We start from the raw sequence: 24,373 nt of genomic DNA on the forward strand, positions 1-24,373 counted from the left end.
TTCACCCCTGCACGTGGGTGGGGGCCGGAAACTCATGGTTGCCAACCGCAGCGAGATCGCCATCCGCATTTTCCGCGCCGCGACCGAACTGGGCTTCCGCACGGTCGCCATTTACGCGCAAGAAGACCGGTTAGGAATTCATCGCTTCAAGGCTGACGAAGCCTATCTCATTGGCGAAGGCAAAGGCCCGGTTGGCGCTTATCTCGATATTCCGGGCATCGTGGCCTTGGCGAAGGAGAAGTCCGTGGACATGATCCATCCTGGCTACGGCTTTCTCGCGGAGAACGCGGAGTTTGCCCGGGCGTGCAGGGAGGCGGGGATCACCTTTATCGGCCCACGGGCGGAGTTGTTGGAGTTGATGGGCGACAAAGTTGCGGCCCGTGCGCTGGCCGCGAAGTTAAAAATCCCCACGCTGTCGGGTACGAGCGAACCAGTGGCCGACCGTGCTGAAGCTTTGAAGGTCGCGCACGAAATCGGTTTCCCGCTCATCATCAAAGCGGCGTTTGGCGGTGGCGGTCGAGGAATGCGCGTGGTCGAAAAGCAATCGGAACTGGGTAATCTTCTGGACGAGGCGCGCAACGAAGCGGGGCGCGCGTTTGGCAACCCGGCGGTCTTTCTGGAAAAATACATCCCACGCGCCAAGCACATTGAGGTTCAGGTGTTGGGCGATCAACACGGCGCGGTGGTGCATTTGCACGAACGGGATTGTTCGGTTCAGCGCCGGCACCAGAAGGTGGTGGAGATTGCCCCATCCGTCGGATTGGATGAATCGGTGCGCCGTGAATTATGCGACGCCGCTGTGCGTATGGCGCGTGAAATCTCGTACGACAACGCCGGTACAGTGGAATTCCTGTACGACCTTGACAGCCGGTCCTGGTTCTTCATCGAGATGAACCCGCGCATTCAGGTCGAGCACACCGTGACGGAAGTCATCACGGGGATCGACCTGGTCCGCTCACAAATTCTCGTCGCGCAAGGTTATCCGCTTCACGGCGCCGATTTGGATCTGCCGCCGCAGGACGCAATCCCGCGTCAAGGCTACGCCGTCCAATGCCGCGTCACGACCGAGGACCCGGAGAACAAATTCATGCCGGACTACGGAAAAATTCTGACCTACCGTTCGGCCGCCGGTTTCGGAATCCGGCTGGATGGCGGCATGGGTGATGCCGGCAGCGTCATCACCCCGTTCTACGATTCGTTGCTGGTCAAAATCACCGCTTCCGGGCGCACCCTGCCGCTGGCGTTGCAACGGATGGACCGGGCGCTGCGTGAATTTCGCATCCGGGGAGTCAAGACCAATATTCCGTTTCTGGAAAATGTCATCCAGAATGAAACGTTCTGTACGGGCAACGCCACCACGACGTTGATCGACACCACACCGGGGTTGTTCACCTTCAAACCGCGTCGGGACCGCGCCACACGGCTGCTGGCGTTCTTGGCGGATGTCATCGTCAACGGTAACCCGCAGGCGCGCAGTCGCACGCCGAAGATTCCACGTCCCGTCGTTCAATCGCCGGAATACGACCACAAGCACATTCCGCCCGGGGGAACGCGCCAATTGCTGTTGGAACTGGGGCCGGAAGGATTTGCCAGATGGACATTGAAGCAGAAACGGCTGCTCATCACCGACACGACGTTCCGCGACGCGCACCAGTCTCTGCTGGCCACACGCGTTCGCACTTACGACATGCTGGCCGTGGCGGACGCGCTGGCACGGCGCACCCCGCAATTGTTTAGCCTGGAAATGTGGGGTGGCGCGACCTTCGACACGGCGATGCGTTTTCTGCACGAAGATCCGTGGCGGCGTTTGCGCGAGTTGCGGGAGCGCATTCCCAACATTTGTTTTCAAATGCTTTTGCGCGGCGCCAACGCGGTAGGTTATTCCAATTATCCCGACAACGTCGTCGCTGGATTCGTCAAACACGCGGCGGAGCAGGGGATCGACATCTTCCGAATCTTCGACTCGCTGAATTACCTGCCGAATTTGAAGGTGGCGATGGAGGCCGTTCTGAAGACGCACGCCGTTTGCGAGGCCGCCATCTGCTACACGGGAAATATCCTCGATCGCCGACGCAGCAAATATTCGCTCAAGTATTACGTGAAGCTAGCGAAGGAACTCGAGCGCATGGGCGCGCATATTCTGGCGATCAAAGACATGGCGGGCTTGTGCCGTCCCTACGCGGCCTTCCAGTTGGTGAAGGCATTGCGTGAAGCGGTCGGCATCCCGATTCACTTTCACACGCACGACAGCAGTGGGGTGAATTCCGCGTCCATTCTACGTGCCAGCGACGCCGGAGTGGACGTGGTGGATCTGGCGATTGCCTCGATGTCCGGCTCGACCAGCCAACCAAACCTAAATTCCGTCGTGGCGGCATTGCAGAATACGCCGCGTGACACTGCCCTGGATTTGTCCGCGCTCAACGAGTTCGCCGACTACTGGGAGCAGGTGCGCACTTTGTACGCGCCTTTTGACACGTCGCCGGCCAGCGGCAGCGCGGAAGTGTACGAACACGAGATGCCCGGCGGCCAGTACACGAATCTGAAAGAACAAGCAGCGGCGATGGGTCTGGGACATCGTTGGCCAGAAATCGCGCACACGTACGCCGAGGTCAACCAGCTTTTTGGTGACATCGTCAAGGTCACACCCAGTAGCAAGGTGGTGGGTGACATGACAATGTTTCTAATCTCGCGCGGCATCAAACCGGCGGATGTGCTCAATCTCGAACCGGGCGTGACGCCATTTCCGGAATCGGTGATTGAGATGCTTTCCGGTGGCTTGGGTCAACCCCAAGGCGGTTGGCCAAAAAAACTCCAGCGCGTCGTGCTCGGAAAGAAGAAACCCATCCGTGGTCGCCCTGGTTCGCAATTGCGGCCGTTGAATTTCAAGAAGGCCCGGACCAATTTGTCCGCTCAGTTGAAACGCGAAATCACCGATGACGATCTTTACAGTCACCTGATGTATCCGGAGGTGCACGAGGATTTCGCCCGGTTCTCGCGGGATTACGGCGATGTCTCCGTGCTGCCGACTTCCGCCTTCTTCTACGGGTTGAAACCCGGCGACGAAATCTCCGCCAATATCGAGGAGGGAAAAACGCTGTTCATCAAATTGATCAACGTCGGCCCGGTGGACAAGGACGGACATCGCACGCTCAACTTCGAATTGAACGGCATGCCGCGCGAAGCAACGGTGATCGACCGCTCGGTGCAACCCAAGGCCAAAAGCCGCCTCAAGGCCGACCCGACCGACCCGTTGCAAACCGGTGCGCCCATTCCGGGAATTATTACTTCGATAGCGGTGAGCGTCGGGACCAAGGTCACCAAGGGCGACAGGCTGTTGACGATGGAGGCGATGAAGATGCAAACCACACTTTATGCCTCGGCGGATGGAGTGGTGGACGAGATTTGTGTCCAGGTTGGTGAGCCAGTCGAAATCAAAGATCTGCTGGTCCGCCTCAGAGTTTGAACAACGAGAGCTGCCAGCGTCTAACTTTCAATCACGTTGATTTCCACCGGCTCGACGCTGACGCCGAGTTTTTCCAACCATTGGATGTCGCCGTCGCCGAGCCACGGTTCCAGATCCCTCGCCTCAAAACTTTCGCCCTCCAATCTCATCTCGTTACCACGCTTGGCTCTCTGTTCCGGTGTCGCCGAGGTAACGAGGCCCAAATCTTCTCCTCTCAACCGTCAACCAACAATCAGAGCCTCCCGACGTCTGTCAGCAGGTCAGTGGCAAGCACCGCAGAATCATTCCCACTCCCAATCCTTGAAGAGTTTGGCGATGGGGAACTGGAAGCCGGGCAGCAGATGTTCGCCTTCAAGCAGAGCGCCCGAACCGACGAGTTTGCGTTGCGTCGGCGCGTGGCAGACCTCGGCCGTTTCGCTTTCGGGATCGATGATCCAGGCGATTTGGGTGCCGCTGGCAAAGAAGTCTTTGAGGCGCGCGTCGATTTCCGCGCGGGTGTTGTTGGGAGAGAGAATCTCGACGGCGAGATCCGGCGCGCCGGGAAAGAAGCGGCGCTCCGAGGGTTTAAATCCCAGCGTCTCCATCCGGCTCTTGGGAACAAACGACACGTCCGGAGCGCGGCAGTTCCGGTTGAACATCCAGAAGCCGGTGCTGGAGTCGAGCACGGCGCCCAGCCGGTGTTTTTCGGCGAAGTTACCGATGGCAATAATCAAACGGGTGCAGATTCTTCCATGATACCAATTATTTTTTGGGCTCATAACCAGTTCGCCGTTGACGACTTCGTGGATGTACCCGTCCTCCGGCAGGGCCTCCAACTCGGCCTCAGTCCAATCTCTTGTGATGCTTTCGACGGCAGAGTTCATGGAGAGAGCGTAGATTGGCCGAACGGCAATGTCAACCTGCGGCAATCTGCGACCGGACTCCGCGTGAAAGCGTGGACACGAGTTCAGCCAGATTCACCCAGCAGTTTCTCGAGGCTTTCTCCGTCGGAACACGAAGCTTCAACTTTCAATCACGTTGATCTCGACCGGCTCGACGCTGACGCCGAGTTTTTCCAGCCATTTGATGGCGGCCTTGATATCGCTTCGTTTTCCATCCAACTCCAGACTGACAATGCCAATCTCATCGGTGACACTGGCCTGGCGGACGTTGGTGACCACAGGAAATTTATGGCCAAGCTTCCAAATGAGAGGTTCCTTGATGAGCTTCGGCGGATACATCAACCAAAGACGGCGCTGTGTGGGCGAGTCAGACTTGGTTGCTGACAGTTTGTTCTTTGCGTTGGCCATAGGAATTAAAAATTCAAAATTAAAAATGAAAAACGCTATCCAAAACGCCGGGCGTGCCTTCGCCCATTTTTAATTTTACATTTTTCATTTTGAATTACTTCTAGCCTCCGGCGATCGCCGGGATGATGCTGACTTCGTCGCCGTCTTTCAGAGGCGTCTGCTGGTTTTGCAGGAAACGAATGTCCTCCTCGTTGACGTAAACGTTGACGAAGCGCCGGACTTCGCCTTTGTCATCGACGATCCGCTCCTTGATACCAGGAAAACGGGTTTGCAATTCGGTGATAGCCGCGCCGATCGTGGCGGCTTTGACCTCAACGACTTCCTCGTTGTTGGTTAACTTGCGGAGCGGCGTTGGAATTCGGATTGTCTTTGGCATAAATTAAATTTCAATTACTTGATGGGGCTGAATTTAGTGGCTGAAAGAGTTCCGCGTAACGGGATTCAACGTAAAGCGTGGACAGGTCGAAAAGCTCGGACACAAGCAGATCCCAATCCACCTTCTGCCATGCCGAAGGACAACGATCCTGAATACCTTCTTTGTGGAATTGGTCGCGAATGTGTCGGCCTGCTTCGCGTTTTAGTTCGAGGTCAGATACCGGGTCGAGTGTATCTATGATGGGTTGAAAATCCCGCGCGATCTGTTTCGCATAAGGATCATCTGAATCGCGCAATGCCTCGGCAACTTTCGTGCATAGCGCGCGAAGCCGCTCCTCTTTGGCTCTTAGTTCGGTTCGTGTTATTTCTGACATGGAAGTATAACACCTAAAACATTATTGAATTACGCGTTGACCTTCTCTTGACTCGCCAACAGCGCTTCGAATTCCCGCAGGCTCGGTTTGATTTCGCGCGGATGGCCGACGTGGCCATTCACGGCATCGAGTGTCTTGAGGCCGTTGCCGGTCACGCAAAGCACCGCGGAATCATTGGCGGGAATTTTGCCGGAGGCAATAAGTTTCTTGGCCACGCCGACGGTGACGCCGCCCGCGGTTTCTGTAAAAATACCTTCACATTCCGCCAGCAGTTTCATGGCTTCGCGAATTTCATCGTCCGTGATGTCGTCGGCCGCACCGCCGGTGTCTTTCATGGTTTTGAGCGCATAAAAGCCGTCGGCGGGAGTACCGATGGCGAGGGACTTGGCGATCGTGTTGGGTTTGACCGGCTTGAAGAAATCCAGGCCCGCCTTTTGCGCAACCGAAATGGGAGAGCAGCCGGTGGCCTGCGCACCGTGAATGTGGTAGGACGTTTCGGTCGCCAGTCCGAGCTTGATGAATTCCTGATAGCCCTTGTGAATCTTGGTCAAGAGGGAACCGGATGCCATGCAGACAACCGTGTGTTTGGGAATGTGCCAGCCGAGTTGCTCGATGATTTCGTAAGCCATGCTCTTGGAGCCTTCGGCGTAATAGGGGCGCATGTTGACGTTGACGAACGCCCAGCCAAACTTGCCCGCGATTTCGGCGCAGAGGCGATTCACTTCATCGTAGTGGCCTTTGATGCCGACGACGTTTGCGCCATAGATCAACGAGTTGACAATTTTTCCCTGTTCCAGATCGCTGGGAATAAAAACGTACGCTTTCAAGCCGGCGGCGGCGGCGTTGGCGGCAACGGAGTTGGCCAGGTTGCCGGTGGACGCGCAGGCGACGGTAGTAAACCCGAGTTCTCGCGCGCGGCTCAAGGCCACGCTCACCACGCGGTCTTTGAACGAGAGAGTGGGGTAGTTGACCGTGTCGTTCTTGATCCAGAGTTCGCGGATGCCGAGACGTTTGGCCAATCGGTCGGCTTTGACCAGCGGTGTAAAACCGACTTGAAAGCCCACGGTCGGCCCATCAGCCACGGGCAGCAATTCTCGGTAGCGCCACATGGTTTGCGGACGCGATTGAATGGCCGCGCGGGTCATTGACCGTTTGATGCGGGGATAATCGTAAACAACTTCGAGCGGGCCGAAGTCGAACTCGCACACGTGCGTGGCGGTGAGGGGATATTCCCGTCCGCATTCACGGCACTTGAGCGCCTTCATGAAACCTTGCTGCTTTTGCATAAATGTTCTTTCCACTGTAGCAGCCGACGTCAGTCGGCTCATTCTTTAGTTAGAGCGGACTGACGTCCGCTGCTACGAACCACTTCGGGGTAATAAAAAACCCCGCTCATGGGATGAGAAGGGGTGAAAGTTCACGCGCACTTCTCATTTTTCCCAAACCGCTGTCGGTTCGAGCTGGAATTGGCACCTGGACATTGAAGATCGCGCTTCAACCGGTTGCCGTGGTGTCATCGGGCCAGTCCCTCAACCACTCTGCATGAGATTCGTTGTATCAACGAATGCGGATAGATTGATTGATAGCTTGGAATCTGTCAAATAATTTTTCTGTGGTTTAGTTTTGCGGTTGGACGAATTCCTGTCGGGCGAGGGGACGAAGTCGCCAATCAAAGGCCACTCGCGTGGATCAAGGCATTTCGAGCTTGCGTTTTTGAGGCATGCCCGGAACATTTCCCGCCTCTATGGGAACTGAAATTACGACGTCAACGCGCTTCTACGACTTTTTGGCGTGGCTGGATGCCAATAAGAGACGGCTGATCGTGGCCGTGGTCATCCTTGCGGTGGCCGGCTTGGTCACTGCTTTCATGATCTGGCGCGGCAATCAGCGCGAGTTGGAAGCCAACGAAGCCCTGTCCAATGTGCAACCCGGCAGGACTTCCTCCCGCCAGATTGAAGTGGTTCCGTCGGAGGCTTATTTGAAGGTGGCCATGGAATTCAATGGCACAAGCGCTGGCGCGCGTGCGTTATTGCTGGGAGCGGTTTCTTTGTTCGTGGAAGGCAAAGCTGCCGAGGCGCAGGCACAGTTTACAAAATTTCAGCCGGAATACCCGGACAACCCACTTCTACCCGAGGCCATCATGGGCATTGCCGCCTGTCTGGAAGCACAGGGCAAAAGCGCTGAAGCCATTACCAAATACCAGGAAGTGATCTCTCGCTTTCCGAGAGATCACACGGTCGGTCAGGCGAAGCTGGCCCTGGCATTGATCTACGAAAACCAGAACAAGCCGGAACAGGCGCAGAAGCTTTATGCTGAATTGACGCAGGGCACCGCTTACAGTTCGTCCGGCGCAGAAGCCGGGATGCGTTTGGAAGAGTTGTTGCTCAAACATCCTGGCCTCGCCCCAACAAATGCTCCACCTTCGAGAATCTTCAAACCAGAATAATATGAACCAAACATTGCTCAAACAGTGTGTTGCCGAGTTGATCGGCACGTTTACGCTCATCTTCATCGGAGTGGGCGCCATTTACAACGATGGTTCCAATGCCAACGTCGGCTTGCTCGGTATTGCACTCGCGCATGGTCTGGCGATTGCCGTGATGGTCTCCGCGACCGGCGCCATCTCCGGTGGTCATCTGAATCCGGCGGTGACCCTTGGAGTGTATGTCGGTGGTAAAATGGATTTGCCCAAGGCCATTGCTTACTGGATTTCACAACTCGTCGGCGCCACCGTCGCCGGAATCATGCTGGTAAATTTGTTGGGTAACGCTGCTCAATCCGGCGCGCAAATTGTCGCTGCCGGCACGCCTGACCTCGGTGCCAACGTCACCAAGATGCAAGGCATCATGATTGAAGCCGTGCTGACATTTTTTCTTGTGTTTGTGGTTTACGGCACGGCGGTGGACGCCCGCGCGCCGAAGATTGGCGGTCTGGCGATTGGTTTGACTGTGGCGTTGGACATTCTGTTTGGCGGACCGCTGACGGGTGGGGCGATGAATCCGGCGCGCACGTTCGGCCCGGCGCTCGCCAGCGCACATTGGAACAATCATCTCGTGTACTGGATCGGCCCGATGCTCGGCGGCGCGCTGGCCGGGCTGGTGTATGGCCGCTTCCTCATCAAGGAGAAAGACTGACGCCCGGTCATTGCATTTGGAATCTGGATCCAAACCAAGCGCTCTTTGTCGGCAATGTTTGACGCAAATCCATTATGAAGTTGGCCATCATAGGAACAGGGTATGTCGGACTGGTGACGGGCGCCTGCTTTGCCGAGAAGGGCCATCACGTCATCTGTGTCGATAACGACAGTGCCAAAGTCAAACTTCTCCACAGCGGCGGCATTCCGATTTACGAGCCGGGTCTGGCAGAAATGGTCAAAACGAATGTCGCTGCTGGACGACTAACCTTCACCGACAACACTGCGGCAGGGGTCGAGAGTTCAGATGTGATTTTCATTGCGGTGCCGACGCCGCCGCTGCCCGATGGTTCCGTGGACCTGAGTTTCATTGAGAAGGTCGCGCGGGAAATCGCCGGGGCCATGAGTTCTTACAAAATCGTCGTCGATAAAAGCACGGTGCCGGTGCGGACCGGCGACAAGGTGTCTGAAACCATCAAACGTTACTGCAAAGCGAAAGTGGACTTTGACGTGGTCAGCAACCCGGAGTTTCTGCGCGAAGGATTCGCGGTGGATGATTTGATGAAGCCCGACCGCGTCGTGATTGGCGTGCGCTCACAACGTCCAGTGCCGGCGATGAAGGAGATTTACACACCATTCAACGCGCCGATCATCGTCACCGACATCAATTCCGCGGAGTTGATCAAACATGCCGCCAATTCCTTCCTCGCGCTGAAAATTTCCTACATCAACGCCGTCTCGGTCATTTGCGAGGCATCGGGTGCGAACATTCAGGAAGTCGCCAATGGCATGGGCATGGACGCGCGCATTGGCCGCCGCTTTCTCGACGCTTCACTCGGCTTCGGCGGCAGTTGTTTTCCCAAGGATTTGAGCGCGTTCATCAAAATCTCCGAGCAGCTTGGCTACCATTTTGGATTGTTGAAGGAAGTCCAACGGATCAACGCCGAGCAGATGGATCGTTTCGTCAAGAAAATCATCGACACGCTCTGGGTGCTCAAGGAAAAGAAAATCGGCGTGCTCGGTCTCGCCTTCAAGCAGAACACCGACGATGTGCGCATGTCGCCGGCCATTGATTTGTGCCATCGCCTGCAGCGGGAAGGCGCGCTTCTCCGCGTTCACGATCCGCAAGCGATGGAGAAGGCCAAGGCTGAACTGAAGGAAGTGACTTACGTCGATGACATGAATGAAGTCGCTGAGGGCTGTGATGCCTTGATCGTTGCTACTGAATGGCCGATTTTCAAGAAGCTCGACCTTGAACGCGCCCGCAAGGCGTTGACTCATCCAATCATGTTCGACGGCCGGAATCTTTTCGACCCGGCAGAGATGGAACGATTGGGTTTCATTTACAAAAGCATCGGACGGTGATGTGGCATCGGAGTGATGGACAAGCACCGAAAGCCAACCCTCCAGCACTCCACCACTCCATCGACCCAACCGGTCGAAGTCGCCGCCGGACTGATCTTTCGTGACGGCAAACTGCTCATCACCCAACGACCCGCCGATGCGCATCTGGGCGGATTGTGGGAATTTCCCGGTGGTAAAAGACATCCTGGGGAGTCATTCGAGGAATGTCTGCGGCGCGAACTGTTCGAGGAGTTGGGCATCGAGGTGACGGTGGGCGCGCTGGTGGAGGAAATCACCCACGCTTACCCCGAAAAAACTGTGCGCCTGAAATTTTTCCGCTGTCGATGGGAGCGGAACGAACCACGGGCGCTTGGCTGTCCCGCATTCCTCTGGGTCAACCTCTCGGAACTGGCAGGTCATGAGTTTCCCGCGGCGGACGCAGAATTATTGCAGTGATTGGAAAACTCCCCTGACCTCTGGCGCTGATTCGCACCGGCCCGATACTCACTCACTTCTCACACCTTCCCGTAAAATTCCTCCACAACCGTTTTGAAATTGTTTTCAGCGACGTTGACGATGCGTATCTCCCGTTGGGCGTTCTCCACCGAATCGCTCGCGTGCGCAGCGTTGACCATGATGGTCTGGCCGAACTCGCGCCGAATGGAGCCGGGCGGCGCTTTGGAGGGATCAGTCGGGCCGAGGACGTCGCGAATCTTACGCACGGCCTCGACGCCTTCATAGATCAAAGCGATGCACTTTTCGCTGCCGGGTTGGTTTAGTTGGTCGGGCGGACATTCGGACGGCGCGCGTCCTGACATGAACTTGACGATGTTTTCGAATTGGTTGTCACCGTAAAGCGGGCCGAGGATACGTCCCAGTTCCTGCTCCTGCTGGGACGGGATTTTCAGATTGAATTCCTTTTCAACCGCGGCCTTCGCACGCGCGACCACAACGCTCACGAGCTTGGTGCGCAGCACTTCCTTGACCGGCCCATAAAACTCGGTCGCCTGCGCCACGCTCATGCGATGCACCTTGATGCCTACGATGAACAGGCCGGTGCGCGAGAAAAAATCAATCACGTTGCCGGGCCGGCCGGTCGGGAAACGGAAATTTTCCGGCTTGATCAACACCAACGTGCGTTGTGGCGTTTCCCCCGGCTGATAAGGAATTGTGTTTTCCAGGACACCGCCGTCCGTGTCGGAGTAGCGCGCCCAGAGTTTCAACTTCATCTTGGCCTCATCGACGTTGGGAGCCGCCAGCACCGCCGGTTCGAAATAACGCACCTGATCGTTCTCATCGATGACGAGGTCGCCGTAAGTATCACGGATAGTTTCGCCGCCGCGCCGGTCCGCGCCGATATTGCCGATAACTGAGCGGATTTTGCGCACCGCATCGTCGCCTTGAAACAACAGCACCATGACCCGGCGACGCCGCTTGGTCTTGGGATCGGGCGATAGATTCTGCAAGATGTACTGATAAATCAGCTCTTGGATGCGTCGGTCCTGGGGATCATTGGCCGAAACGATGGCTTCGGAGTATTGCTTCACAAGCTCCGTGCTCGGGCCGAACAAGCGGGCACCGACCATTTCCAGTCCAGTGCGGGTGATCAAGCGGCTCAGAATGCCGCCGGTGCGGGACTTGTTCAGCGAGTAGGGTGTGATGATGACGTAAGCAAGCTGTTCAGACATAAAGGCAAATCAACCAGCGGACTTCGGCGCGGCGGCGGGAGTCGTGGTCGTGGCTTTGCCTCCGAGAATTTTGAACATGACCACACCGCAGGTTGGACATTTGCCTTTAATCGCTTTGCGGCCGTTCTTCATGACTTCTTCCACGGCATCGGCAATTTCCTTTTTGGCCTTACACTTGACGCAATATCCTTCGGGCATAAAAATTCAATCGACAAAATGTCTCACGCGCTGTTTCTGCGGCGGCGAGTAGCTTACGGGTCAGTTCTCGCAAGCGTCAACTGGAAAACCACTTCGACAACCAGTCCAGAAATACACGCAACCTATTGATGACGAATCAGATGAGATACAAACTGTCGCGCCGTCTCAGCGAGGGAGAGGACGCTTAATCCTTCGCTTGCGATGTCGAATTTGATGCCAGCGCGGATTGTCGCAACGTAGTTTTGAGGATTTTTCCGGTCGCGTTGCGGGGCAAGGCGGCCATGAACACCACTCGGCGCGGCACTTTGTAATCAGCGAGTTTCTGACGGACAAATTGAAGCAGCGCCTTCTCTTCAAGCCTGGTTCCGTCGGCAGCGGCAACGAAAGCAACGGGTTGTTCCCCTTTGCGCGGATCGGGCATACCGATCACTGCGGCCTCTTTCACGCCGGGAAAATGGTAGATGATTTCTTCAATCTCGCGCGGATAGACGTTGATGCCGTTGACGAGCAGCATGTCTTTCTTGCGGTCGGTGATGTAGAAATAGCCGTCAGGATCGCGATGTCCCACGTCGCCAGTGAGCAGCCAGCCGTTGCGCAAGGCTTTCGCGGTTTCCTCCGGTTGATTCCAGTAGCCTTGCATGACATTGCCGCCGCGGACGCAGATTTCGCCGGTCTGTCCTGATGCAAGCAGATCGCCGGCATCATTCTGAACGCTGACTTCCACATTGGGAATGGGGACGCCGATCGAGCCCGCCTTCCACGGTCCCGCCAGTGGATTCATACTCACGACTGGACTGGCTTCGCTCAAACCATAGCCTTCCAGCAAAGGTGTGGAAAAACGCTCGGTGAATTCTTTCAACACCTTCGCCGGTAACGGCGCCGAACCGCTGACGCACAAACGCAAGGGTAATTTTAATTCCGCAGGCGCGCTCGTCAGGCTGCGGAAGAATTGCGGTATGGCTGGGAGAATCGAGGCCTTCCGATGAACCACCTCTTGAATCACGTTCTTGGGCGGATGCAACGATTTGGCCAGCACCATTGAACCGCCTGCAATCAGCGGCAAAAAAACCCCCACACACAGCATGAAACTGTGAAACATCGGCAACAGCACAACGAAGCGGTCGTCACCCACGGCCTGAAGCACCTGGCAACAGCTATCGACGTTGTGCAGCAGGTTGCCGTGCGAAAGCATCGCTCCCTTCGGCTTGCCCGTGGTCCCAGAGGTGTAAATGATGACGGCCAGATCGGATTCGTTCCGCTCCGACAACTTAAATGAACTGGATGGCCGCGGCAGTCCCCCGAAATCTTCGATGCGCAGACAACGAAGTTGCGGTCGCATCGCCGTCAATGCCGCCGTGCCCTCACCCATCGACGCATCGGTGATGAGAACGTCGATCCCTGCGTCGCTCAAAATGTAATTGACCTCATCGGGTTTGAGAAAGTTGTTGATCGGCACCACGACGCCGCCAGCGAGGAAGACACCAAACAGGGCCGGCACAAACTCTGGACAATTTTTGAGCCACAATCCAACGCGGTCGCCCGGCTCGACCACAAAGCGATTCTGCAAGCAATGGGCGACGGCAAGCGAGCGCGTCCAAAGTTGCTCGAAGGAGTATTCATCTTCACCCCAAAAAATGGCGGTCTTTTGTGAAAACTTTCCGGCCGAGGTTGAAAATGCAGTCGCCAGGTTCATTGCGCGTGATTAAACCATCTCGTTGCCCGGAAGCCAAGTCCGAATTCCTGACAAAAGTGAATTGATTTCAACTTCCTGCTTCACGTTGCGCCGGTCAAAACCTTAAATAGCGGTGCATGATTGATGGCGATAAAAAGCTGGCCGATTTTCTGGTTCACTTGAAGTCGGCGCCGTGGGCTGCCCTCGACACCGAGGCCGACAGCCTCCACGCGTATCCGGAAAAAGTTTGCCTGCTGCAAATCAGCACACCGGCCGGCGATGAGTTGATCGATCCGCTGGCCAACCTTGATCTTGATCCTCTGCTGGACGCCTTGTGTGGCCACGAGTTGATCATGCACGGAGCGGATTACGATCTGCGATTGCTGCGCAAGCATCACGCCTTCGTGCCACGAACCATCTTCGACACCATGCTCGCCAGCCGCCTGTTGGGTGGTCGCCAATTCGGCCTGACCAACCTGGTCGCCGAGCACCTTGGCGTGACGCTGGACAAAGGCTCGCAAAAAGCCGACTGGGCGCGCCGACCGCTGACCCAGCGGATGGAAATCTACGCGCGCAACGATACGCATTATTTGAAACCGCTTGCGGACAAGCTCAAGCTTGAACTCCAACAGAAAGGACGGCTCGCCTGGCAGCAGGAAAGCTGCGCCCGGCTGATTGCTGATTGCGCGCGGCCGGCGTCACCTGATCCAGATCTGGTCTGGCGAATCAAGGGAAGCCATTTGCTCGGCCCGCCGGGTCTCGCCGTGCTGCGCGAACTCTGGCACTGGCGCGAGGCTGAAGCGGTTGCCGCCAATCGACCACCGTTCTTTGTTCTCAGTCACGAAACCCTCGTCAAGGTGGCCGGGGCGGCAACGAATGCTCATCCTTTCGACACGTTGTTGCCGCGTCATTTTTCTGATCGTCGCCGTGCTGGATTGAAAGCCGCCATCGCTCGCGGCCTGGCCGTGCCGGTCGGCGAACAGCCGAAACCGCTTCGCCAGATAAACCGCCGGCCGAGCGAGGCGGAAAAGCGTCGGTTTATCGAATTGCAGAAGCGGCGCGATCATCACGCCCATGAACTGGGCATTGACCCTACGTTGATCGCAAGCCGGGCGACGCTGGCGGCGCTGGCTGAAGATTGGAACGCCCACGAAAGCGAGTTAATGAATTGGCAGCGGGAGTTATTGCAGTCGCGCACATGAGTTGCTTGAGCAACACAGGGAGCATTGATCGCGACAGGAATGAGCCTTTCCATATAAAGGTAGATCACTCGTCATGCACCTGGGCAAACGCCACTTTGAAGTGGACATTTGCCAGAGTCTGAGATACGCATAGAAAACTCAAATGAAGGCGACCTTGAGACCCCACATCCGGCAACTCACAGCCATGCTCTTCGCGCTCCTGGCGATGAGCGCGTCCGCAACGGTGCATTACGTGGACGCGAACAACGCCAGTCCGGTGCCGCCCTACATCGACTGGGCCACGGCCGCGACGACTATCCAGGACGCCATCGACATCGCGTTACCTCAAGACGAAATCGTAGTTACGAACGGCATTTACGCAAGTGGCGGGCGAGTGGCTTACGGCTCATTAACGAACAGGGTTGCGATCATTAAGCCATTAAATGTCAGAAGTGTGAATGGTCCGGGTGCAACAGTTGTTGAAGGGTATCAAGTTCCTGGGTCGATCAACGGAGACTCAGCCATTCGTTGTTTGTATCTCACTAATGGTGCCCAATTAATCGGATTCACACTGCGCAAAGGTGCAACGCGAACCTCCAGGACGTTTACGGATCCTTCGACCAGCGGAGGAGGGGTCTTCGGCGAGAAATATGGGTTGTGTATCGTTTCGAATTGTCTATTAACCGGAAATTCAGCACGCGATTACGGCGGTGGTGCCGCTGGGGCTAGACTGTACAATTGTGTCGTCAGCAATAATACCTCAGGGCTATTTGGGGGTGGAGTCCTGACCCCTGCCTGCCTCAATTGCACTTTGATCAGCAATTCAGCCCAGTTTGGCGGTGGTGCGTACGAGGGATACTTGACGAACTGCGTCTTGTCGGGAAACAAGGCCTCGCAGGATGGGGCAGGGGCAAATGGCAGCATATTATACAACTGCGTCATTCGAGATAATATCGCGAACAATAATGGCGGTGGAGTTTACGCTGGAGCCGTTTACAACTGCACGATAGTTGGTAATTCAGCGAGCCAAGGTGGCGGCCTGCATAACACTTTTCCAGCTCGTAATTCAATCATGTATTACAATAATTCCGGAGGGAACTATTACAATTCCGGCTACGCGAACTGCTGCACAATTCCTCTGATTATAGACGACGATGTGAGGAGCTTCACCAATGCGCCAATGTTTGTGAACCTCCTCAGCGGCGATTTCCGACTTCAATCCAATTCACCATGTATAAACTCAGGCTACAACGCCTCTGCTCCTGCTGGTGTGGATTTGGACGGGAATCCACGCGTCGTCGGCGGCTACGTTGACGTGGGAGCCTATGAGTACCAAAACCCATCTTCGGTCATCTCGTTGGCCTATCTCCAAAGATACGGCCTCCCCACGGATGGTTTAGCGGATTACATGGACTCTGATGGCGATGGTATGAACAACTGGCAGGAGTGGCAGGCAGGCACTAATCCCACGAATGCCCAATCCGTCCTACACCTTTTAAGCCCTATGGTAAGTGGATCAGGAGTGGTGCTAAAATGGGCAGGGATCAGGGGTATTACTTACTCCTTGCAGAGATCAACCAATCTCACGAACCAGACGCCTTTCCTGAACCTGCGCACGAATATCCCTGGTCCAAGTGTTAGTGGCTACACGAATACTTTCACGGACACTAATGTAACTTTTGTTTGGGCATTGTACCGGCTCGGGGTGCAGGAATAACTTGAACTTTGAGGTGCAGCGGTATGCCGGCGGCAGCGCGAATCGTCGTTCCGCCGTCCTCCTCAACGAGGCGAAACCAAACTTGGCGTGCGGGAACCGCAGTTCAAAGTTTATCTCACCACATCAAACGCGAAACCCTTCAGGTATTCCGTTTCAGGAATGGCTGGAATAATGGGATGATCAGGTGATTGAGCGTAAGTGGCAACCCGCCGCAACGTGCGCCGCGCATCGAACGCCGCCGCCAAAATCACTTCCTGAAATGTCACGGCATCCACGTGGTGCGAGCAGCAGAACGTGGCGAGCGTTCCGCCGGTTTTCAACAACTTCAAGGCGCGCAGATGAATCTCCTTATAACCTCGCAACGCGTCCGGCACCGAAGCCCGATTTCTCGTGAACGACGGCGGGTCGAGCACGATCAGGTCGAAACGCGGGACAACCTTTTCGTGCGGCTTGACTGCGGTTTGCGCTTTCAGCCAGTCGAAGACATTCACCGTTTCAAACGAGCATTTCTCCGCCAGCCCGTTGGCGGCGGCGATGCGCGTAGTCGCGGCGATGGCATCGGCGCTCTGGTCGAGCATGTGGACGTGCGCTGCGTCAGCTCGCGCTGCGTGCAGCCCGAAGCCGCCGAGAAAGCTGAAACAGTCCAGCACCTGACCGCTTTTTGCAAACTCGGCGACGAGTTGGTAGTTCATTTGTTGATCCAGGTAGAGACCGGTCTTGTGTCCGCCGAGGATGTCCACTTCAAATTGCAATCCGTTGAGGTTGATTGAAACCGGCTCCTCCAGCGTACCGACGAGCAGCCCGTTGGCGTCGGGCAATCCTTCAAATTTGCGGAACGCGGTGTCGCTGCGTTCCACGATGGCGCGCGGGGAAAAGATGGTTTGCAGTGCGGCAAGGATCATCGGTTTGCGTTGATCCGTGGCGAGCGCCGAAGTTTGCAGCACGAGCACATCCTCATACTTGTCAACGATCAAGCCGCTGAGAAAATCGCTCTCGGAATTGACGACGCGGTAAGAGGTCGCGTTGGGCAGATGCTTTTGTCGGACGGCGAGGGCAGCGCGGATGCGTTGTTCGAAAAACGGTTGATCCACGGCAATCCGTTCCGGTGAAAGGACGCGGACATTGATCTTGGATTTTGAATTGTAGAAGCCAACGCCGAGGAAACGTTGCCGATGGTCTTTGACTTGGACCAACTGGCCGTCGGCGGCCGGTTGGGTCAGTCGGAGGATGGAGCCGGAATAAATCCACGGATGGCCCGCCAAAACGCGGTCGGCTTCGCCTGGTCGCAGTAAAACAGTCGGCAATGATTCCATAATTTTGTAAACATTTGGCGAACCTGTCGGTGCGCGGGGCTGATGAAGGCAGAGACAGACGGAAGATGAAAGCGAATTCTGACGAAGGCCGGTGGCCAGAAATAACCCTGCTTTTGTTGTTGGCTTTGGGCAGCCGAGTGGTTAGACTGGGGATGTTCCGATATGAAAGATGTCAGCACAGTCGGCGTGATACTGAAGCACAAAGGCTCGAAGGTCTGGTGCATTTCGCCGGACGCGACGGTCTTTGAAGCCATCAGCATGATGGCGGAAAAGAACGTCGGCGCGCTGCTGGTCATGATGGACGACAAGTTGTTGGGCATTATTTCCGAGCGCGACTACACCCGCAAAGTTGCGCTCAAGGGAAAATCCTCCAAAAAAACGCAGGTTCTGGAAATTGTTTCCAGTCCGGTCATCTTCGTCACCCCGGAGCATTCGGTGGAAGAGTGCATGCGCATCATGACCGAACATCGCGTTCGTCATCTGCCGCTGCTGCAAGAGGAAAAGGTCGTCGGTGTCATTTCCATTGGCGACTTGGTGAATTGGATCATCTCCGCCCAGAGCGCGACCATCAACCAACTGGAGAGTTACATTACCGGCGGCTATCCAGGTTGAAGTCGTTTCCACTGACCTGTCCGCTACGAGCGTCACGAACAGTCCCAAACGACTCCAGTTCGCCGGTTCAACAGTTGGCCAAATCTTCACTCGGAAAAATTCGTTCGGCCGCACGAGGGGGGACCAATCATCAAACAATGTTTGACCAACCAATCGCAGAAGTGTGAAGCGGCGGAGGACCGTGACTTACTCCAACGCGTGATGGTGGAAACTGATGAAGGTCACGGCAAAACTATGCCCGCACGGAGAGTCTCAGAACCGCTGCCGACATGAACATAGAAAAGAACAAGAGCTGGCTACCGACTCGACACTGGTGGGTGCTTGTATCTGTGGTGCTTGCTTTGGCAATCGCTATCCTACTCGTGACCGCGCACTCAACCATGCCAAGTTACGCCGGTCGCTCCGCCGAGAGTTGGTTGCGCGATGTATTCGGCTCAACCACCAGTCGCAAGTCTCAAACTGCGGCCATCGCCGCGTTCAGCGAGATGGGCACGAACGGGGTTGCATTTCTCGTCGAGTCCTTGGAACGACGGGACGGTGCTCTGAGCCTTCTCTACCGTCGCCTTTTTACCAGACTTCCGCCAATGCTTCGACAGCGGCTGACCGCCCCGGTGGATACGGACAGTTTAGCTAATGCCGCCAGCTTGGTGCTGCTCAACGTACGCGACAGCGCACCAGAGCGGACCTTCCCGCGGCTTGTCCGATTATTGTCGTCGGACCATTCCCGGACGCGGTTGTATGCCGCTGGAGTGGTTCAGCATTACGCGTTGAATTATCGGCAATTCGATTTCGCCCCCTTCCGTGCGGAACTGGTGGGTGCGTTGCGCGATACCAACGATTGGATACGGATCGAGGTGGTCATTGCGCTGGACGCCCTCAACTTGAGTGGGCCTAAACTGCTTCCGGCACTCAGGGCGGCATTGACGAATTCCAATCCAACGATCCGCAATGCGGCACAGGCTACCGCTGACCGACTCGAGGCCAAGAATGCTGCGGCCACTCGATACCATGCCCCGTAACTCGAAATTACAATGGGACTTTGGTGGGTTGTTTCCGCATGGTCGATTCTTTAAATATTCAAATGTTGGTGAATGAAATCATCGGGCTTGATCGGTTGTGGCTTATAGCCCGCAGTTTTCAGCACATCGAAGTGCCTGTCTTCCGTAATCACAAAGTCGGCGTCGGCGGCGATAGCGCAGTCGCAAAATTTATTATCGTCAGGGTCAGTCGTGATGGCATTAAAACGAAACTGGGGTTCGACTTGACGGACATTGTGGTGCAATTGTGAAAGCAACTCGAGCAAGGCGAGGACATCACGCGAGCGTTGAGCGCCGGACAGTCTGGTTGTGACTTCTTCGTTTCCGAGCAGGATTTCAGTCGAGACAGCGAGTGTAAACCGGCCGTCCAACCAGGCGCGGAGGATCGGATAAAACGGCTGCCTCCGCCCGAAGATTTGGAGAAAGACGCCGGTATCCAGGCAGACCGTCATGCGTAACGGTGCTCAGCACGAAATTGTTTCACCAGTGCGGCAACGCGTCGCAGTCGTCCTTGATCAGCGTCCTTGTCAAAGGCCTCGTTAAGGCGGTCGGCCAGTTCCTCGGCCTCGACTTGCAGCAACACTTGATTGAGCAACGAAAGTTGCTGTCCGTTCATGTGCTCGATCTTTTCGTGCAACAAAGGCTTTAACTTCTCTGGCTCGACGGGCGCTGACCATGGCGCAATCTTCATGTTTTTCTTTTACCACGCCACGCGTTCGCTTGCCACTTGAATTTCCGTGTTTGCCCGCAGTTGAATTCCTGGCTAACTAAGCGTGATGGGCAAAGTGAAATCGCAATGGGACTTCGGTGAGTTGTTTCCGACGGAGGCAACGCGCAAAGTGCTCACGGTGGGCGAGCTGACGATGCAGATCAAACGCACACTGGAAAAGCAGGTCGGACAGGTGTGGGTGACGGGCGAAGTTACGAACCTGCGCGCGCAAAGTTCCGGTCACATTTATTTCACCCTCAAGGATGCCAGTGCGCAATTGAGCTGCGTGTTGTTTCGCGGCGAGGCGCAGGCCAGTCGCGACTTGTTGCAGGACGGCCAGAAGATAATTGTTCAAGGCGAGCTCACGGTTTATGAGCCGCGCGGGCAATATCAACTGCGCGTTGTGTCGGTGGAGCTACAGGGCATTGGCGCGTTGCAACTGGCGTTTGAAAAGCTGAAGCAGAAACTCCAGGCCGAGGGACTGTTCGCCCCCGAACGCAAGCGTCCTCTGCCTCGCTACCCACAGCGCATCGGCCTCGTCACGTCGCCGACGGGCGCGGCCATTCGCGACGTGCTGCATGTGATTCAACGGCGCAATCCGGCGTTGGAAATCATCCTCGCGCCGTGCCGGGTGCAGGGCGAAGGTGCGGCGGAGGAAATCGCCGCGGCGATTCGGTTGCTGAATGAATTCAATGCGGGAGTTCAAGCTTCAGCTTGTCGGGGCGATGAAGAAAAGGGGAACAAGCTGAAGCTTGAACTCCAACCAGACGGTGGAATCGACCTCCTTCTGGTCACCCGCGGCGGCGGCAGTCTGGAAGATTTGTGGGCGTCTAACGAGGAAGTCGTGGCGCGCGCGATTTTTGAATCGGCGTTGCCCGTCGTTTCGGCGGTGGGTCACGAGATTGATTTCACCATCAGCGATTTCGTGGCGGATGTCCGGGCCGCCACGCCCAGCGCCGCGGCGGAGATCATTACCGAAGGCGTGTTTGCCAGCCGCCGATTTCTGTCCGAGGTGTCCGACGGCTTGCGTCAACGAATGGAACAGCGCGTGGCGCGCGAGCGGGAATCGTTGGAGCAACTTGCCCAACGGGTGGTTCGCACTCATCCGCGTCGGCGGTTGAACGAAAAGTTGCAACAGCTCGACGATTTGCAAGGCAGTTTGTCGCGCTGCGTCAGACAGGGAACCCGCAACCAGCGCGTCGCCTGGCAAACGTTGGCGGAACGGTTGCTGCGCGTGCGTCCGGCGCTGATTCTTGGGCAGCGGCGGGAGTCGCTGCGTCAAAAGCAACGCCGATTGCACGAGCAGGGGCGTCATCGGGTGGAAGAATTGCGGAGCGGCTGGACGACGTTGGAGGCGCGGCTGCGTCTGCTTTCGCCGGAGCAGGTGTTGTCACGCGGCTACTCCATCACGATGGACGTGGCCACCGGCAAGGTTCTGCGCGCCGCCGATCAAACCAGGGCCGGACAACGGTTGAAGACGCGTTTACATTCAGGCGAGGTCATCAGTCGGGTCGAGAATTAATCGTCAGCTAATCGCCGGAGTTTTTTTGGCAAGGGACTTGACCGCGCAACTTCACCTCGGGTAGTTTCCTGCGTTTTTTTGAACCTTTAACAGAATATCCAATGGTTGATGAACGTCCATACGCCGGATGATTCAGCGGCCTTGGGTGGCCAAGAGAATTAAAATGTTAAATCGAATTTTTTGTTGCCTGATTATTTCCATTTTTGTTGGTCGGGCGCAGCAGGGCGACAAGCCCGGTGAGGTTCAAAACGCAGCCACGTTTCCCGTTCCACCGTCGCCCGCGTTGTCGCCGGAGCAGGCGTTGAAAACGTTCAAGCTCGCGCCTGGTTTCCGGATCGAGTTGGTGGCCAGTGAACCATTGGTGAGCGACCCGGTGGCGATGGAGTTTGATCCGGATGGCCGCCTTTGGGTCGTTGAGATGCGCGGCTTCATGCCGAATGTCGATGGCGTGGGCGAAGACGCGCCGGTCGGCCGGGTGGTGGTGCTGGAAGATGTTGACGGGGATGGGCGGATGGACAAGAGCACGGTGTTCCTCGACGGATTGGTCATGCCGCGGGCGATTGGGTTGGTGCGTGACGGCGTGTTGGTGGCCGAACCTCCCAAACTGTGGTTTTGTCGGGACACGAACGGCGATGGCAAGTGCGATGAAAAGATTGAGGTGGCCGGTGATTACGGCAACCGCACCAGTCCGGAGCACACGGCCAACGGACTGCTGGGCGCTTTGGATAACTGGATTTACAGTGCAAACTACACCACGCGGTTTCGAAATGTGGATGGCGAGTGGAAACGGTCGCCCACCGTGTTCCGCGGTCAGTGGGGATTATCGCAGGACGATTTTGGCCGGCTCTTTTTCAATTCGAACGAGGACCAACTTCGTTGTAACCTCGTGCCGTCGGCGTATCTGGTTCGCAATCCCAATTTTCGCAATCCGGTCGGATTGAATCATCAAGTCATTCGGGATCAAGCCGTGTGGCCGGTTCACGCCAATCCGGGCGTGAACCGCGGCTATCGCCCCACGCAATTGCGGGCGGACGGCACGCTGGCCACGTTCACGGCGGCGTGCGGGCCGGTGATTTATCGCGGCGATAATTTCCCCGCTGAATTTTACGGCAATGCCTTTGTATGCGAGCCCGCGGGCAACCTTGTCAAAAGAGATATTCTTGCAGAGCGGGATTGTGCCATCACTGGTCAGGGCGCCTACGCGAAATCCGAATTTCTCGCCTCGACCGATGAGCGGTTTCGGCCGGTCAATGCCTGTAACGCACCGGACGGCACGTTGTATCTGGTTGATATGTATCGCGGCATCTTGCAGCACCGCATTTTTGTGACGAGCTATTTGCGCAAACAAATCGAGTCGCGCGGTCTGGAAAAACCGATTGGGCTGGGCCGCATCTACCGCGTCGTCCACGACGCGAAGAGACCCGGCCCGCAACCACACTTGAGCAAAGCCAGTTCAGTGGAGTTGGTAAAATACCTTTCGCATCCAAATGGCTGGTGGCGTGACACCGCCCAACGACTCCTGGTGGAGCGCGCTGATTTGTCGGTCACCGCCGATTTGAAAAAACTGGCCACCACTGGTGACAATCCGCTGGGTCGGTTGCACGCGCTGTGGACGCTGGATGGTATGGGCGAAAGCGACCTGGGGACGCTCACAACCGCGCTGGCCGATCATCATCCCAAGGTGAAAGCCGCCGCCATTCGACTGCTGGAACCATTCCTTAAATCGAACGAAAAGCCGAAAGTATTGGCGGCGTTGTTGCCGTTAATCAACGACGACCAGCCCGATGTTCAATTGCAACTTGCCTTCACGTTTGGCGAAGTCGCCGGTGCAAGAGCGGAGGACGGAATGATCGCGCTGCTCCAGAAATCAGCTGATAACGTGCTCGTGCGCGAGGCCGTGTTCAGCGGATTGGTGGTGCGGGAATTGGAGTTTTTGGAAAGATTATTGGCGGTCAGGAACTGGAGCGCCAATAAACCCGGTCGCAATGAAATGCTCAAGGGGTTGGCCCAATGCATCTTCACCGCCGGCAAACCCAAAGGCGTGGAGCGCGTGTTCGAATTGGCGGCCAGACAATCCGGCGCGACGACCTGGCGGCAACTGGCCTTGTTGGATGGGATGGTGGCCACGGCGCCGGCGCCAATGAAGAGCAAGACGTCGTTCAGAATCAAACCGATCAATTTTCCGGCGGAGCCAAAGGCAGTGATCGCCTTGCAGGAATCGGGCAACCCGGCGGTCCGTGAGCGGATCGAAAAGATTACGTCGTTGATCACGTGGCCGGGACAACCCGGCTATGTGCCGCCGCCGCCGGTCATACCGTTGACCACGGAGGAAAAGGAGCGCTTCGAACTGGGCAAGACTTTGTTTGAGTCCAGTTGCGCCCAGTGCCACCAGCCGCACGGACTGGGGCAGGAAGGCTTGGCGCCGCCGCTGGTGGATTCGGAATGGGTGCTCGGCTCGGACCAGCGTCTGGCGCGGATTGTCTTGCAGGGCGTGCACGGCCCGCTCAACGTCAAGGGCCGCGTTTATGAGTTGGACATGCCGGGCTTGGGGATTTTTGACGACAACCAGATCGCGTCCATCCTGACTTATATCCGCCGCGCTTGGGATCATGGCGCGCCACCCGTCGAACCGATGACGGTAAAGAAAGTGCGCGCCGAAACCACCGGCCGCGAGGAAGCTTGGAGTGAATCGAAGCTGTTGAAGATTCCATAAACGTCCGGTTTGAGAATCCTCTGGAGTGGATTA

22 protein-coding genes and 1 riboswitch are annotated in these 24,373 nt (G+C 56.4%); of the genes, 11 read left to right on the plus strand and 11 right to left on the minus strand.

The features are described 5' to 3' along the window. The first annotated feature begins 34 nt into the window (after positions 1-34). On the plus strand, positions 35-3,463 hold the full coding sequence (locus HY298_25880; protein MBI3853689.1) for a pyruvate carboxylase: 3,429 nt from the start codon (positions 35-37) through the stop codon (positions 3,461-3,463). A gap of 281 nt (positions 3,464-3,744) precedes the next feature. On the opposite strand, the gene HY298_25885 is transcribed toward HY298_25880, so the two are convergent. The 5 genes from HY298_25885 to HY298_25905 form a co-directional block, all read right to left on the minus strand. Continuing rightward, entirely contained in the window at positions 3,745-4,326 is a 582-nt protein-coding gene (locus tag HY298_25885) for a Uma2 family endonuclease (protein ID MBI3853690.1), read from the minus strand. A gap of 138 nt (positions 4,327-4,464) precedes the next feature. Beyond that, positions 4,465-4,752 (minus strand): NIL domain-containing protein, encoded by a 288-nt coding sequence (locus tag HY298_25890; GenBank protein ID MBI3853691.1) that lies wholly within the window; start codon positions 4,750-4,752, stop codon positions 4,465-4,467. Positions 4,753-4,852: 100 nt separating this feature from the next. After that, on the minus strand, positions 4,853-5,128 hold the full coding sequence (locus HY298_25895; GenBank protein ID MBI3853692.1) for a MoaD/ThiS family protein: 276 nt from the start codon (positions 5,126-5,128) through the stop codon (positions 4,853-4,855). 10 nt (positions 5,129-5,138) lie between these two features. After that, positions 5,139-5,501 (minus strand): hypothetical protein, encoded by a 363-nt coding sequence (locus HY298_25900; protein MBI3853693.1) that lies wholly within the window; start codon positions 5,499-5,501, stop codon positions 5,139-5,141. Between the two features lie 29 nt (positions 5,502-5,530). Beyond that, positions 5,531-6,787 (minus strand): threonine synthase, encoded by a 1,257-nt coding sequence (locus tag HY298_25905; protein ID MBI3853694.1) that lies wholly within the window; start codon positions 6,785-6,787, stop codon positions 5,531-5,533. 141 nt (positions 6,788-6,928) lie between these two features. Continuing rightward, positions 6,929-7,050: riboswitch (SAM riboswitch) on the minus strand. A gap of 195 nt (positions 7,051-7,245) precedes the next feature. On the opposite strand from HY298_25905, the gene HY298_25910 reads away from it, so the two are divergent. The 4 genes from HY298_25910 to mutT all read left to right on the plus strand — a co-directional run bounded on the left by HY298_25910 (position 7,246) and on the right by mutT (position 10,434). After that, positions 7,246-7,947, plus strand: coding sequence for a tetratricopeptide repeat protein (locus tag HY298_25910; GenBank protein ID MBI3853695.1), 702 nt, complete (start codon positions 7,246-7,248; stop codon positions 7,945-7,947). Between the two features lies 1 nt (position 7,948). Continuing rightward, on the plus strand, positions 7,949-8,635 hold the full coding sequence (locus tag HY298_25915; GenBank protein ID MBI3853696.1) for an MIP family channel protein: 687 nt from the start codon (positions 7,949-7,951) through the stop codon (positions 8,633-8,635). Positions 8,636-8,709: 74 nt separating this feature from the next. Then, positions 8,710-9,999 carry a UDP-glucose/GDP-mannose dehydrogenase family protein gene (locus tag HY298_25920; protein ID MBI3853697.1) on the plus strand — a complete coding sequence of 430 codons (1,290 nt, stop codon included), beginning with the start codon at positions 8,710-8,712 and terminating at the stop codon, positions 9,997-9,999. Between the two features lie 15 nt (positions 10,000-10,014). After that, positions 10,015-10,434, plus strand: coding sequence for an 8-oxo-dGTP diphosphatase MutT (mutT, locus tag HY298_25925; protein MBI3853698.1), 420 nt, complete (start codon positions 10,015-10,017; stop codon positions 10,432-10,434). 59 nt (positions 10,435-10,493) lie between these two features. Here the strand turns inward: mutT and HY298_25930 are convergent, their stop codons facing one another. From HY298_25930 to HY298_25940, 3 genes are all read right to left on the minus strand, one after another. Next, positions 10,494-11,666 (minus strand): nucleoside-diphosphate kinase, encoded by a 1,173-nt coding sequence (locus HY298_25930; GenBank protein ID MBI3853699.1) that lies wholly within the window; start codon positions 11,664-11,666, stop codon positions 10,494-10,496. A gap of 9 nt (positions 11,667-11,675) precedes the next feature. Further along, positions 11,676-11,864, minus strand: coding sequence for a hypothetical protein (locus tag HY298_25935; protein ID MBI3853700.1), 189 nt, complete (start codon positions 11,862-11,864; stop codon positions 11,676-11,678). Positions 11,865-12,048: 184 nt separating this feature from the next. Beyond that, positions 12,049-13,557, minus strand: coding sequence for a long-chain fatty acid--CoA ligase (locus HY298_25940; protein MBI3853701.1), 1,509 nt, complete (start codon positions 13,555-13,557; stop codon positions 12,049-12,051). 116 nt (positions 13,558-13,673) lie between these two features. Here HY298_25940 and HY298_25945 point away from each other — a divergent pair, with 116 nt between their 5' ends. Next, positions 13,674-14,738, plus strand: a complete 1,065-nt coding sequence (locus tag HY298_25945; protein MBI3853702.1) for an HRDC domain-containing protein — start codon at positions 13,674-13,676, stop codon at positions 14,736-14,738. 142 nt (positions 14,739-14,880) lie between these two features. Further along, complete coding sequence (locus HY298_25950) at positions 14,881-16,434, plus strand: hypothetical protein (GenBank protein ID MBI3853703.1); 1,554 nt, start codon at positions 14,881-14,883, stop codon at positions 16,432-16,434. A 110-nt stretch (positions 16,435-16,544) separates the two neighbouring features. Here the strand turns inward: HY298_25950 and HY298_25955 are convergent, their stop codons facing one another. Continuing rightward, positions 16,545-17,747, minus strand: a complete 1,203-nt coding sequence (locus HY298_25955) for a class I SAM-dependent rRNA methyltransferase (protein MBI3853704.1) — start codon at positions 17,745-17,747, stop codon at positions 16,545-16,547. A 162-nt stretch (positions 17,748-17,909) separates the two neighbouring features. Between HY298_25955 and HY298_25960 the strand changes: the two genes are divergently transcribed. Together HY298_25960 and HY298_25965 are read left to right on the plus strand one after the other, a co-directional pair. Next, positions 17,910-18,359: a CBS domain-containing protein gene (locus tag HY298_25960; protein MBI3853705.1), complete on the plus strand. Its 450-nt coding sequence runs from the start codon at positions 17,910-17,912 to the stop codon at positions 18,357-18,359. Between the two features lie 380 nt (positions 18,360-18,739). Further along, complete coding sequence (locus HY298_25965; protein MBI3853706.1) at positions 18,740-19,378, plus strand: hypothetical protein; 639 nt, start codon at positions 18,740-18,742, stop codon at positions 19,376-19,378. A gap of 50 nt (positions 19,379-19,428) precedes the next feature. Here HY298_25965 and HY298_25970 read toward each other — a convergent pair whose 3' ends face one another. Further along, positions 19,429-19,848, minus strand: a complete 420-nt coding sequence (locus HY298_25970; GenBank protein MBI3853707.1) for a putative toxin-antitoxin system toxin component, PIN family — start codon at positions 19,846-19,848, stop codon at positions 19,429-19,431. Further along, on the minus strand, positions 19,845-20,087 hold the full coding sequence (locus HY298_25975) for a hypothetical protein (GenBank protein MBI3853708.1): 243 nt from the start codon (positions 20,085-20,087) through the stop codon (positions 19,845-19,847). Before HY298_25975 ends, HY298_25970 begins: the two co-directional genes overlap by 4 nt. 85 nt (positions 20,088-20,172) lie before the next feature. On the opposite strand from HY298_25975, the gene xseA reads away from it, so the two are divergent. Together xseA and HY298_25985 are read left to right on the plus strand one after the other, a co-directional pair. Beyond that, the gene (xseA, locus tag HY298_25980) at positions 20,173-21,627 is read left to right on the plus strand and encodes an exodeoxyribonuclease VII large subunit (GenBank protein ID MBI3853709.1); all 1,455 of its coding nucleotides are present in this window, start codon (positions 20,173-20,175) and stop codon (positions 21,625-21,627) included. 163 nt (positions 21,628-21,790) lie between these two features. Then, complete coding sequence (locus HY298_25985) at positions 21,791-24,340, plus strand: HEAT repeat domain-containing protein (protein MBI3853710.1); 2,550 nt, start codon at positions 21,791-21,793, stop codon at positions 24,338-24,340. Positions 24,341-24,373: the final 33 nt, after the last annotated feature.

This window comes from Verrucomicrobiota bacterium, assembly GCA_016200005.1.
Lineage (GTDB): Bacteria > Verrucomicrobiota > Verrucomicrobiia > Limisphaerales > PALSA-1396 > PALSA-1396.